Below are 12,264 nucleotides of genomic sequence, written 5' to 3' on the forward strand. Positions count from 1 at the left end.
ACGTTTTATCCTGAGAAGGTCTATACGTCCATATGCCCTTCAGCGTCACGTGGCACACTCTTCTCGACGAACTCGACGAACTGGGAGAGGGGGCAGAACTCATTATGCCGCTGTCTCACGATCGGTTCCACATCACTGACGTCCAAGAGTACCGGGTCGTCGTCCAGTACAGCGACTCCGACGAGACGCGACCACTTCAGCGCGACCAGTTCGAGACGCTGTACCAGCGGATTCAGGACACGACTGGCGGGTTCGACTTGAGTCGGTTGCCACCCGACGCCGATCCCTATCCAGCAGTGCTGAGCCTGCACCCGCGCTTCGAGATCGACGAGGATGCAGGCGTGATTACGGAAACGGACGGCACGACGGCGACTCAACTCGTCGACGGCGAGCAGGAGACCGAGAGCAGCGAGCGAACCGAGCCCGACGGCATCGACGTCTACTCGGACGCACTCTTGCTCGTCGATGCGCTCGAACGCCACGACGCCACCGACCTCAGTCAGTTAGACACGCCCGCGCTGGTGAACCTCTACACGCTCCTCTCGGACGTCCAACGCAACGCCAACGAATTTCGACGGGACGTCGCCGACGTCCTGCTCGATCGACTCCACCACGACCAGCCCGTTCACGGCCAGTACGGGTCGGTTCAGCGAACCGCCCGTCGCAATCGCTCGCTCAAAGACGACGACGAGGTCGTCGCGGTACTGGAAGACGCTGGCATCGACTCCGAACGCGTCATGAGCGTCGACCGCGAGAAAGTCGACGAGGCACTCGACGTGACTGGCCTGCCCGAGTCAGCCGTATACGACGTCGACGAGAGCGAGTACGTGCGCAAAGCCGAGGTTGACGAGGAGGTGAAGGAGTCGCGTCTTCAGGGGCTGAAAGATCGTCTAGCAGCGAGCGACGAGGCCGAGACTGACGAACTCAGACAGGAGATTGAGGAACTGGAAGACCGGATCGACGACCTCACGAGCTTCCGCACGGGGAGGGAGATGCAGGGATGACGGCCTACCGGTTTCGCGTCAAGTTCGACACAGACCCGACCTCGTTGTGGCGCGACATCGTCGTCGGTTCCGACCGCACGCTCGACGAGTTTCAGGCGACCATCAACGCTGCAATGGGACTCGATCAGGACCACCTCTGGTTCTTCGGCGTCGACGAGGACTACTGGGACAGCGACGTAAAGTACCAGCGCCCGGAAGAACACGAGGGTCTCCCGAGCAGCCAGCCGATGCGGTTCGGCGAGGAGACGTACAACGCGGGCGAGACCACGGTTGGCGCGATGGTCGAACAGCTGGGGCTCGATCAGTACGACCGCATCTGCTACCTGTTCGACTACGGCGACGAGTGGCGCTTCTACGCGATTCTCAAGGAAGTCCTCGACGATGAACCCGACGACAAAGACCCCGACGTCGTCAAGGAAAAAGGTGAACAAGTCGACCAGTACGCACCCACAGGGGCCGAGGAGGAGCCTCCTCTTCCAGATCGCCTCCGAGAACTCGACCTTCCCGATACTGCGATACCGATTGCCGACCTGCGCGCACTCGAACATCGTGACGACATCGAGCACGTCATCGTTCTCCTGAGCATCGAAACTGGATTCGGCGCGGTCTCCGAGCGGTTCGTGATCCAGTTCGACGACGTCGGATACCTGCTCGAAAATTTCCCTCACGGCTGGGAAGTCATCGAGGAGGTCGACGACGGGGACAAGACCGAGGAGGAACTCTTGACGGCCCTCGCGGACGCCGCTCGAGAGTGGCACACCGAGATTGCCGACATGGCCTCGGCCACGTCGGGCCAATACTTCGACGAACAGACGGTCGAGGCGATGAACATCGAACTGAACCAGGAACTCGAACGGAAAGGATACGGCCACCTGTGAGTGAATCCCCGATCAGAAGTCGTCGAGCAGGTCGTCCAGCATCGGAGCGAGCTTGTACTTGCGACTGTGACGGTCGCGAAGCGTTTCGACGTACTCACACCAGTCGTCGAGTTTCCCAGCTTCTCGGGCCGCTTCGCCGGCCTTTTCGAGCCAGCGAACGGCGTGACGGTACTGGTCTGATTTCCCCTCTTCGATGATCGGTTCCGCCTGTGCTTTGCAGGCCTCGATCGCCCACCGGGGTCGGTCCTCGATGGCCGCGTCGACCACTGGCTCGACGACCGAGTGGTGCTCGAATCGGTCTGCGATGCTGATGGCCTCGTCGAGCCGGTTCTCGTAGAGGAACACTTCGACGTGATCTCGCGCGGACGAGGGTCGTTCCGGACGTCGTCGGTCGAGAGACGCAAGGAGCTCCTCGCGAGTTGCTGGCCAGCGGTCACCGGCCACATCTTCGGCAGCCTGATACGCCGTCAGCGAGGGGTCGGCGTCGAATGCGGTAATCGCCGCTTGGACTGCACTTTCCTGGCCACCGTGGCTATCGGCGAACTCCCGAAGCCACGCGGCCAGTTCCGTCTTCCTCGGTCCCTCGCACGAGAGCCCTTCTCGGGCAACACGGATCGCATCGTCCGGGCGGTCGCGCTTTCTGAGTGTCTGCGCCACAGTGAACGCGGTGTCCGGCGTCGAGAGGTTCTCTACTGCGTATTCAACGGCTTCCTCGACGCGTCCCAACTCGATCAGCTTCGTCACGTACTGCTCGATCTGCCCTGCCGCCTTCGCAAACCTCAGGTATTCCTCCGTGCGGTCGTCGCGTTCGAGGACGTCAAGGTACGCGACCGCGACGTCATCGGCGTACCACGGTCGCTCATCCTCCCACAGGCGCGGCGTCTCCTCCGCACCACCGAGGACGCGCTGAATCTGATTATCGTCCCACCCGCGGTCGGCCGCGATAGCTCCGGCCCGAAATGGGGGTTCGCGCGTATAGCTCGCAAGTTCGTCAGCCCACGTGTCGAGTTGTGCTATCCATGTCTCGCGTTCCTCGCTCGTGAGATCGGCCGTGAGAACCGCCTCAGTACACGCGGCTCCCAACTCGTCGAGACATTCGAAGATCGCGCCCGAGTCGTCGTAGGACAGGCGGAGCCACTCTTCACCCAGCAATTCCTCGGTGATCGCTTCGAGGACGTCCAGCGCGGCGTCGCCGTCACCGGCCTCGACGAGCGCCCACGCGTCGTCAACGAGGTCAGAAAGGTCGTCGACTCGCCGTTCCATGTCTGCACGGGGATCGGACACCCCGCTGGAACGTGAGAAGTCCAGGAGGTCGCGGACGCGGCTCCGTACCGTCTCAGGGTCCAGTGACGCCCGAACTGCTGCTGATTCAGCCTCGCTCTCCACGGTCGCGGGCGCCCCTTCCTCGGCGAGTCGCTGTTCGACCTCGGCGGCGAGTTCAGGTCGGTCGTCGAGGACGTCGACGAGAACGTCGTACAGCGTCTCTCGGTCGCAGTCGGCCAAGAGTTCCGAGACGGGCGGGTGAGTGGTGACCGTCTCGGAGTCGCGGAGATAGGTGAGCAACACGGCGACGCGGTGTTTGCAGATCCCGCCGTGGTCGTACGGACACGAGCACTCGGTGTTGGCGACTCCCGAGTCGCCGAGTTCGACCGTCACCTGATAGGGCTCGTACTGACTGCCTTCGACCTCGGCACGCAGCGTCTCTGCCCGCTTCGTGACATTCAGCACTGCGCCCTGTTCGTAGTAGTTCTCACCCCGGTCGTACGACTGTGACCGCGCGAGCTGTCGCACCGTCGCCTCGGTGATCGGTGCGTCTCGTTCCATTCCTCTCACTGGCACCGAGGATACGCGACGAGAAAAGGGTGGTCATACGCCATCTAGTCGCCTACGAGCGGAGCATCGAAACCATCGACTCGATCTCGCTCTCGGTCGGTTCCCCCTCGAACTCGTGGACTCGATCGTCCGTCCAGAACGCGAAGCGACGGTAGGGGACGTCGACATGTATCCCACACTCGACGTCGACCTCAGTGGTGGTGTACTCGTCTTCGCCCGTGTTCTCGCCTCGCTTCAGGACGTCCAGTAGGTAATCCTCGATAGACCGAGCGCCCGCAATGCGCAAGAGGTGGTCCCCGGCGACGTGTTCGAGTACGTCGGCCGGCGTGCCATGGCCCTGGCCGACGAGATAGAACTCGTCGTCGTACTCGTGTGCCTGGAAACCGATGGTGAGTGCGTACGTCTGTGTCATTCGTCGAGGAATCGTTGGAAGTCGCGAGCGGGAGAACGAAAGCCCGCTTCGTCGATCCAGCGTTTCAGGTACGTATCCGCTGTATCGGCCGTAATTCGGTCTTTTTCGACAAACCGAACTAACAGACCGATCGACCCGGTTAGCCTGATGCCACGCTGGTTGGCAATTGTCCGTGCATCACCATCGTCGGTCACGACCATCCCCTCAGCCTCCTCTGCAACGGCCAACGCCTGTGCCTCACCTGAGTCCAGGGTCTCCAGAAGTGTCTCTTCCAGTTTTTGTGCTGGCGAAGACGGTGTAACCACGGGAATATCGTCTTCGAACACGTCCAGAGCTCCTTCGAGGTAGTGATGGGTTTCACTCCCCTCGGCGAGTTCGGTCTGTACGGCGTCGACCGTCACGAGCCGGGGTAACTCCAGCAATAACTCGACGTTATCCACGTGAGCGAAGTTCGAGAGGACAGTGGTGTTCAGGACCGTCGCGTTTTCCGGTGCCTCTGTCATTCGAGATTCCGGGCGGCTTCGATCTCGTCTCGCGCGGCGGCCATGTCCTCGGGCCCGAGGCGTAGTTCGACGCCCTCCTCTCGAAGAATGTCCCGCATCTCGAACCGGTTGACGTCAGCGAGCCGAGCGGCGGTTCCCAGCGTGATTTTCTCGTCTTTGTACAGCGAAACCGCCGCCGCGATTCGGGCGTTCTCGTTCTCCTCGAAATACTCGCGGAGGACGTGTCGGATGGCGTCGCTCTTGTTCTCGAAGATACCCGCTTCGACAGCGCCCTCCATGAGATCGGTGAGATCGTCGGGGATGGTGGCGGTGGTTCGGGACATGTCTCGGTCCAAGCTATGGTTTCATACATCATATGAATTGTGCCGCCACAGTTGGATGGGCTGTTAGTAGTTCGCCACTCCTATGCACCCTTTCCTCGCTCTGGCGCCGCCATCGCCAAACAACCTCAGAATAGGCTAATTCAGAATTGGCTATTCCGAGTCGGGATCCCTCCCGGAACGGTGTTCAGGTAGCAGCGACTGCTAGCGAATCTTCGTTTCCGAGCATCCGCTCGTGGTGACGACGGCGGCGTTCTGGTCGGCGATCCGTCGGCGCTGACCGTCGCGGCCGTCGACGAAGCGGGCGTTCGAGACCGCGCCGCGGAAGGCGTCGGCGTCTCGGAGGAACGCGGGGTGGTGGCGTAACTGCTCGGTGACTCGCTGTCCCATTCCGTCGACGTAACAGTCGATGTCGTGGGCCGCACAGACGAGCATGATCTCCTGTGTCCGGCCGATGGCGAAGGCCGGGACGACGACGGTCCCGCCCTGCCAGACGGTCGTGCGCAGCGTCTCGACGAAGGACGCCTCCACGTCGCCCCGGTCCTCGTGGCTCACGTCCGAGTACGTGGACTCACAGATCACGGCGTCGGCATCGGGGCGGTCGCTCGTCGCCGGGACGAGGCGCTGATCGTCCGTGTGGAAGTCCCCGGTATAGAGGAGCCGCGTCTCGCCGTCGCTGACGAGGACGTGAGCGCTTCCGGGGATGTGGCCGGCGTTGTAGAACGTCACCTCGTAGCCGGCCGCCTCGAACGGCTCGCGGTAGCCGTGGGTCGCCGAGACCTCCCCGATCCGGCGCACGTCGTTCTCGGTGAAGGGACAGCGCGGGCTCCCGCCGTGGAGTTTGAGCGTGTCTTCGGCCAGCGTCAGCGCGAGTTCTCGGGTCGGCGGCGTCCAGTGGACGGTGGGCTGTTCGGTCCCCGAGAGCAGCGCCGGCACCGCGCCGACGTGGTCGAGGTGCCCGTGGGAGACGACGACGGCGTCCGGGTCCACGTCGTCGACGGGGTACTGCGGGGGCAACTCGCTGGCCATCCCGTAGTCCAGCAAGAGCGATCCGTCGATCAGGACAGCACTGCGACCGATCTCGCCGGCTCCGCCCAGAAACTCGACCTGCATCGATCTCTCTTCACACCGCTGGCGCTTTCCGTCCATCGATTCGTGCGCCGGTCTCCCGCGGGACCGCTCAGATGCTCCGCTCGCCCGTGGGCTGTCGCTCGGTCTCGACGAGGCCTTCGACCTCGCTCGCCGAGATCGTCGGCAGCGGGCCGGGGACGGTCCGGGTCAGCGCGGCGGCGGCGGTCCCGTAGGCAAGCGCCTGTTCCGTCGGGGCGTCCTCGTACAGCTGGTGGAGATACCCGCCGAGGAACCCGGCGTGCGTGCCGCTGGCGTCGATCACCTCGGTCTCGATGGCGTCCTGTTCGTGGACGACGTTGTCGTCCCAGGCGACGGCCCCGCGCTCGCTGCGGGTGATCACGACCTGCTCGAAGTCGCCCTCGGAGGCGATCGAGTGGGCCAGCTGGCGGGCCTTGCCCGAGCGGTCGAACACCGCCTGTGCGTCGTCTTCGTCGGCGACGAGTACGTCGATGGCGTCTTGCAGAGAGAGGAGCGCCTCGCGGGCGTCCGCCAGCGACCAGAGGCCGGACTGGTAGTCCAGATCGAACACGCAGGTCCCTTCGCAGGCCCGATAGAGCGCCTCCGTGGTCCGCCGGGCCGTCGGCGAGAGCGCGGGCGTCGAGCCGCTGACGAAGAACACGTCGGCGTTCTGGACCATCGCCATCCGCACGTCATCGGTCGACACCGTGGCCAGCGCGGTGTCGCCCCGGTCCTGGACGGTCACGTCGTCTCTGGGTGGACTCCCCCGTTCGACGAACTGCAGGCCCTGCCGGCCGTCCTCGTCCCAGACCACCTGCGTCTGGAGCCCGTCGCCCTGCTGTTCCAGTTCGGCGACGACGCGCCGACCGAGCACCGTGTCGGGAAGCTTCGACAGCCAGACGGCCGGCGCACCGAGTCGCGTGGCCGCGACGGCGGCGGAGCTCTCGGTTCCGTCCGCGTGCAGCGATACGTCGGTCGCCGTCTCCAGGCGCTCGTGGTCCGGCGGGCTCAGTCGCAACGCGGTCTCTCCGAACGTGACGAGTCGACTCATGAGCCAGCCATCGACGGCCGGGGGCTTAGTTGCCACGGGCGTTACGGCGCGCGATTTCGGTCGACAGCGGCGGCGTCTTCCGGCGGTTCGCGACACCGCGAACGGTGCGCTCCGCCGCGGGAGCCGTTAGGTCCGCCGACCGCTGTGGCCCGGATAGTCCCGTTCGAACCGGTCTTCGAGTTCGCCGCGGTCGATCTCGACGACGACCGGTCGACCGTGCGGACAGGCGTAGGGGTTCTCACAGTCGTCGAGCGCGGCGAGCAACTCCCGGATCGAACCCTCGGTCAGTGAGGTGTTGCCCGTGATCGAGGGGTAACAGGCGAGATCCGCAAGCAGCTCGTCGGCGGCGGCCTCCACCGTGTCGGCGGCCTCGTGCTCGCCTGCGACGAACGCCGCCAGCACGTCCTGGACGAGTTCGGGGCCGGCGGCGTCGGCGATCACGCCGGGGACCGTCCGCACCTCGACGGTCCGGTCACCGGTTCGGTCGGCGTGAAACCCCAGTCGCGCGAGCGCCTCGACGCGGTCCTCGAACACCGCGGCCTCCCCCGCCGTCAGTTCGAGTTCGACCGGCTCGGCCAGCGCCTGCGTCGTCGTCTCGCCTTCGAAGGCATCTTTCAGGCGTTCGTAGTTGATCCGCTCGTCGGCCGCGTGCTGGTCGATCACGACCAGTCCGTCGTCGGCCTCCGCCACGACGTAGGTCTCGTGGAGCTGCCCGAGGATCCGTAAGGCCGGCAGCGAGTCGAGCGACTGGCCCGGTTCCTCGCCGCCCAGCCGGGCCTGGCGGTCGTCGCCGCGGAACTTCCGCTCTGGGTCCGCGTCGCGCCCGGAGCGGCCACGCCCGCGGTCGGCGTCGTCCGTCTGTGTCGACTGCGCGCTCGTCGGTGGCTCGCCCCGTTCGCTGGACGCGCTCGACCGACTCCGCGGCGAGGTGGTGTCCGCCGCGCTGTCGGCCGTCGCACCGTCCTCCGTCACGCCCCCCGCCGTCGCGTCGGGCCGTCCGCGGTCGCCACGTTCGCCGGCGGACGCGCCACTCGCTCCGTCGGCGGCTCGACTCGAAGCTGGGGTGTCTGGACGGCTCGTCTCGCCAGCCGAGTCGCCGCCGGACTGCTCCCCGTCGGCCCCCTCGCCGGCCCCGGCGGCGTCTGTCTCGTCGTCCACTCGCCCGGACTCGGGCGCGATCTCGGTCTGCTCGGCGGCCGAGCGGCCCCGCGGTGCGCTGGAGCGGACGAGCCCTTCGGCGAGCAGCGCCGACTGGACCGCGTGCTCGACCTGTCGACGGACGCCCTCGTCGTCTGCGAAACGGACCTCCATCTTCCGGGGGTGGACGTTCACGTCGACGGTCGCCGGATCGACGGCACAAAAGAGGACCGCGAAGGGGTACCGATCGGGCGCGAGCTGCGTGTCGTAGGCGTCGACGATCGCCTCCCGAACCGCGTCGGCCCGGACGTACCGGCCGTTGACGTACGTCGAGAGGTAGTCCCGGCTCGCGCGGTTGGTCTCGGGGTGGCTCACGAGTCCGGTCACCGACTCCAGGGGCCCGTCCGGCAGATCGCCGTCGTCCACCTCGATCATCGACTGTGCGACGTCGCGGCCGTACACCGAGAGGACGGTCGCTTCGAGATCGCCCTGTCCCGTCGTCGCGAACGTCTCCCGGCCGTCGTGTGACAGCGTCACCGCCACGTCGGGGTTCGCGAGCGCGTAGCTTGTGACGACGGTGTTGACGTGGGCGAACTCCGTGCTCGCCTGCTTGAGGTACTTCCGGCGGGCCGGGACGTTGTAGAAGAGATCGTCGACTTCGATGGTCGTCCCGGCGGGACAGCCCGCCGGCTCGACGGCGGTCACGTCGCCGCCCTCGACGACGAGTTCGGTCCCCCGGTGCTCGCTCGCTCGCGGGCGCGTGGTGATCGTCGTCCGAGAGACTGCCCCGATCGCGTGCAGGGCCTCGCCGCGGAAGCCGAGCGTCCCGACCCCGCGCTCCAGGTCCGCGATCGAACTGATCTTGCTCGTCGTGTGCTCCTCGACGGCCCGCTCGACGGCCTCGCGACTCATCCCGATCCCGTCGTCGGTCACCTTGATCCCCTCGATACCGCCCTGCTCGACGGCGACGCTGACGCGGTCGGCGTCGGCGTCCAGCGCGTTCTCGACGAGTTCCTTGACGACGCTTGCGGGCCGCTCGACGACCTCTCCCGCCGCGATGCGCTCGACGGTCGCCGAATCGAGCCGTCGGATCTCGGTGTCTGTCCCCTCGCTCATTGTCCCCTCGTACTGGCGGGAGCGCCTTGAGCCTGCGGGCTCCGGTGTCCGATTGCCCTGTCGTCTCCCGCCGGGAACAGGTTGATAACGCCGTATCGAGTACGCTCTCGTGTGCCAGCAGGATTCGATCCATCCGACGTGCCACTGTACGAGGACCAGCAGGCGCGCGACGACGCCTACCACGAGGCCGAGGCCGAATCGACGCCCTTCTTCGCCGTCGAACGGTACGAGGAGGGGTACGCGATCACCTACGATCTCCTGCCGGCGGGCCACGAACTCTCCGAGCCGATGCGCAAGGAACTCAACGAGCGCGTGACCCGCACAGTCGAGGACGTCGTCGGCGACGAGGCGCTCGCGACCGTCGAAGTGAGCCGGTCGATCGGCGCGTCGCTCGGCAACGTCTCCTTCTTCCAGCGGGAGGCGACGGCCCGCGACGTGGCCGCGGTGATCTCTCGGCTCGTCCTCGCCGAGGAAAACTGGGTCGAGGCCGACGGACCCGGCGATCTGCCGCCGACGGAGATCCAGAAGAACTGATCGCGCCGCTAGCGGGACCGACCTCAGACCGCGAGCGCCTGCCAGCCGACGTACAGCCCCACGAGGACGAAGGCCGCGCCGACCGCCCGGATCAGCGAGTGGACCCGACGCCCAGCACGCTCGGCCGAGCCGTACTCGCCGCGACGGTCCTGGGGGCTCCGTCCGACGCTGTAGGCGGTCCGGACGGCTCCCGGCGCGGCCAGGAGGACGAGCCCCAGGCCGACGCCGAGGACGGCCGCCAGGACGGTACGGGTGTCCATCTCAGTTGCGGAGCCGCTCGATGCGCTTCTCGACGGGCGGGTGCGAGGCAAAGAGCGTGGCCAGCAGGCCGCGCTCCTCGCCGAAGATACACAGTGCGCTGACCTGCTCGTCGATCGCGGAATCCTGGGCGCGCTCGCTCCCACGCGAGATCTTCTCCAGCGCGCTGGCCAGTGGCTCGCCCCCGACCTCCGCTGCGGCGTCGCTGTCGGCGACGTACTCCCGGTAGCGCGAGATCGCCAGCACGAACACCATCACGATCAGCTGGACGATCTGGCCGACGACGATCGCCAGGAAGAAGTCGGCCAGGTCGTTGTCGCCGGTCAGCAGGACGATCCACTGGGCGGCGATGGCGACGATCGAGGCGATCCCCTGGCCAAGCACCATCATCACTACGTCGCGGTTGCGGATGTGAGCCAGCTCGTGAGCGAGGACGCCCTCGACCTCGTCTGCGTCGAGGAGCTGGAGCAGTTCCTCGCTGACGACGACCGTCCCGGCACCCTTGCGGCCGACGGCGAAGGCGTTGGGCACGCCCATCCGCGCGACCATCAGCCGCGGTTTCTCGATGCCCATGTCCGTCGAGAGGTACTCGACTTGCTTGTGGATCTGGGGGAAGCGGTCCTCTGGCAGGTCCTCCGCGCTGACGCTGCGCAGGGCCGCCCACTTACCGATCTTGTACTGGATGCCGACGAAGAGGACGCTCCCGACGAGGATCAGCGGGAGCGCGCTCTCGCCGAACAGCCCCATCAGCACTACCGCGGCGACCGCGTAGAAGCCAAACAGCAGCGACCCCACGAACGCCATCCGGGCTTTCAGTCCGACGTGTCTCATACACGCCCCTCTCTGGTCGCCACTTGAGAACCTTCTGGCCTGTGTGCCGGAGGTGCTATACTGTTGTAGAGACAACAACTATCTATGGCACTCGACGTTCCCGTTCCAGATCCGCCGTCGCTGTCCGGGCCACAGACCAGAGGCGAGTACGAAGCCATCGACAACGAGATCGTCGACACGAGCGACGACTACCGTCGCGAGGAGGTCGAGGGGTTCCTCCAGGCCGGTGCCTGGCAGGACGCCTTCGAGGAGTGGACGACCAGCGCCGGGCTCTCGACGGCGGAGTTCGCGGTCGTCGAGCGGCTCGATCTGATCGAGGCCTTCGACTTCTACTGGGACCCCGCCAGCGACGAGGTCGGTTACCGCGCCCCCGAACTCCCCGACGACGCCGCCGACGAGTACGCCCTCGACGATCCCGACGGGATCGACATGGCGCTCGACTCGCTGGGTCGGATCGTCTCCGAGATGCTGGAGAACGACTACGTCCTCCGGGACGACGACGACTTCGGCTTCTTCGACGACGAGGACGTGGACTACGGCGACCGCGAGGAGTGATACGGAAAGTTGTAGTTGCGTACCGGTAAGCGTCGCCACGGAGTAGACGCTCACCGGTAAATTCCGACAACCGTCCGTATGACGGCACCCGAGCGGTCTCACTCGCGTCCCGCTCTCGGAATCTGAGAGCGGTTTTCACCCGCTGGGAACACGCAGCCTCTTATATCCCGTATCAACGCCAACTCGTACATGTGAGGGAGTGATTATGGCAACTAACACGGCGAACCCCCTGGCGACGGACTTCGAGCTCGACTTGGATGGGCCGCTGACGAGCTACTGGCTGGCCCTGCTGCGGGTCATCACGGGCTGGTGGTTCTTCCACTCGGGCGTGACCAAGCTCGTCGAGGACGGGCTGGCCTACAGCTACGGGCCGATGTACATGCAGGAGATGACGGGCACGGCCCTGGGGCCGATCCCGGTCTGGATGGGCAACAACCTGGCGTGGTTGATCGCGCCGGGCGTCCCGCTGTTCGAGACGCTGATCGGGCTGGCGCTGATGGCGGGGCTGCTGACGCGGCTGGCGTCCATCGGCGGGGTCACCTTCATGACCCTGTTCTGGATCGGCAACGCCGAGTTCGGCCACGGCCTGGTCAACAGCGACCTGATGGGGCTGCTGTTGTTCATGACCGTGCTCGTGCTGGGTGCCGGCCGGTACTACGGCCTCGACGCCATCGTCGAGCAGACGAAGCTGGTGCAACGCCACCCGAAACTGCGCTACATCCTCGGCTAACGAGGTGACCCAC

Annotated in this window: 13 protein-coding genes and 1 pseudogene; 5 read left to right on the forward strand and 9 right to left on the reverse strand. The window is 65.8% G+C overall.

The window, feature by feature from the left end; translation table 11 throughout:
- Positions 1–32: 32 nt before the first annotated feature.
- Together HALKA_RS0102610 and HALKA_RS0102615 are read left to right on the forward strand one after the other, a co-directional pair.
- On the forward strand, positions 33–1,004 hold the full coding sequence (locus HALKA_RS0102610) for a DUF7983 family protein (protein WP_018256532.1): 972 nt from the start codon (positions 33–35) through the stop codon (positions 1,002–1,004).
- Positions 1,001–1,882 carry an IS1096 element passenger TnpR family protein gene (locus tag HALKA_RS0102615; RefSeq protein WP_018256533.1) on the forward strand — a complete coding sequence of 294 codons (882 nt, stop codon included), beginning with the start codon at positions 1,001–1,003 and terminating at the stop codon, positions 1,880–1,882. Before HALKA_RS0102610 ends, HALKA_RS0102615 begins: the two co-directional genes overlap by 4 nt.
- A gap of 12 nt (positions 1,883–1,894) precedes the next feature.
- On the opposite strand, the gene HALKA_RS0102620 is transcribed toward HALKA_RS0102615, so the two are convergent.
- From HALKA_RS0102620 to mutL, 7 genes and pseudogenes are all read right to left on the reverse strand, one after another.
- Positions 1,895–3,706, reverse strand: a complete 1,812-nt coding sequence (locus HALKA_RS0102620; RefSeq protein WP_018256534.1) for an SWIM zinc finger family protein — start codon at positions 3,704–3,706, stop codon at positions 1,895–1,897.
- A 61-nt stretch (positions 3,707–3,767) separates the two neighbouring features.
- Positions 3,768–4,127: a hypothetical protein gene (locus HALKA_RS0102625; protein WP_018256535.1), complete on the reverse strand. Its 360-nt coding sequence runs from the start codon at positions 4,125–4,127 to the stop codon at positions 3,768–3,770.
- The gene (locus tag HALKA_RS0102630; protein ID WP_018256536.1) at positions 4,124–4,630 is read right to left on the reverse strand and encodes a PIN domain-containing protein; all 507 of its coding nucleotides are present in this window, start codon (positions 4,628–4,630) and stop codon (positions 4,124–4,126) included. Before HALKA_RS0102630 ends, HALKA_RS0102625 begins: the two co-directional genes overlap by 4 nt.
- Positions 4,627–4,953: a UPF0175 family protein gene (locus HALKA_RS0102635; RefSeq protein WP_018256537.1), complete on the reverse strand. Its 327-nt coding sequence runs from the start codon at positions 4,951–4,953 to the stop codon at positions 4,627–4,629. The genes HALKA_RS0102630 and HALKA_RS0102635 overlap by 4 nt, the downstream gene beginning before the upstream one ends.
- Before the next feature lie 225 nt (positions 4,954–5,178).
- Positions 5,179–6,063, reverse strand: a pseudogene (locus HALKA_RS19000) (MBL fold metallo-hydrolase); the annotation flags it as partial.
- A gap of 67 nt (positions 6,064–6,130) precedes the next feature.
- Entirely contained in the window at positions 6,131–7,090 is a 960-nt protein-coding gene (locus HALKA_RS0102645; RefSeq protein WP_018256539.1) for a sugar kinase, read from the reverse strand.
- 126 nt (positions 7,091–7,216) lie between these two features.
- On the reverse strand, positions 7,217–9,343 hold the full coding sequence (gene mutL, locus HALKA_RS0102650) for a DNA mismatch repair endonuclease MutL (protein ID WP_018256540.1): 2,127 nt from the start codon (positions 9,341–9,343) through the stop codon (positions 7,217–7,219).
- Between the two features lie 111 nt (positions 9,344–9,454).
- Between mutL and HALKA_RS0102655 the strand changes: the two genes are divergently transcribed.
- Complete coding sequence (locus HALKA_RS0102655; protein WP_245545311.1) at positions 9,455–9,877, forward strand: hypothetical protein; 423 nt, start codon at positions 9,455–9,457, stop codon at positions 9,875–9,877.
- A gap of 23 nt (positions 9,878–9,900) precedes the next feature.
- Here the strand turns inward: HALKA_RS0102655 and HALKA_RS0102660 are convergent, their stop codons facing one another.
- Together HALKA_RS0102660 and HALKA_RS0102665 are read right to left on the reverse strand one after the other, a co-directional pair.
- Positions 9,901–10,137, reverse strand: coding sequence for a hypothetical protein (locus HALKA_RS0102660; RefSeq protein WP_018256542.1), 237 nt, complete (start codon positions 10,135–10,137; stop codon positions 9,901–9,903).
- Position 10,138: 1 nt separating this feature from the next.
- The gene (locus tag HALKA_RS0102665; protein WP_018256543.1) at positions 10,139–10,966 is read right to left on the reverse strand and encodes a M48 family metallopeptidase; all 828 of its coding nucleotides are present in this window, start codon (positions 10,964–10,966) and stop codon (positions 10,139–10,141) included.
- 84 nt (positions 10,967–11,050) lie between these two features.
- Between HALKA_RS0102665 and HALKA_RS0102670 the strand changes: the two genes are divergently transcribed.
- Positions 11,051–11,521 (forward strand): DUF7992 family protein, encoded by a 471-nt coding sequence (locus HALKA_RS0102670; protein ID WP_018256544.1) that lies wholly within the window; start codon positions 11,051–11,053, stop codon positions 11,519–11,521.
- A 205-nt stretch (positions 11,522–11,726) separates the two neighbouring features.
- A complete protein-coding gene (locus tag HALKA_RS0102675) occupies positions 11,727–12,251 on the forward strand; it encodes a DoxX family protein (RefSeq protein ID WP_018256545.1) in 525 nt (174 codons plus the stop codon).
- Positions 12,252–12,264 lie beyond the last annotated feature (13 nt).

Origin of the sequence: Halomicrobium katesii DSM 19301 (assembly GCF_000379085.1) — an archaeon.
GTDB lineage: Archaea > Halobacteriota > Halobacteria > Halobacteriales > Haloarculaceae > Halomicrobium > Halomicrobium katesii.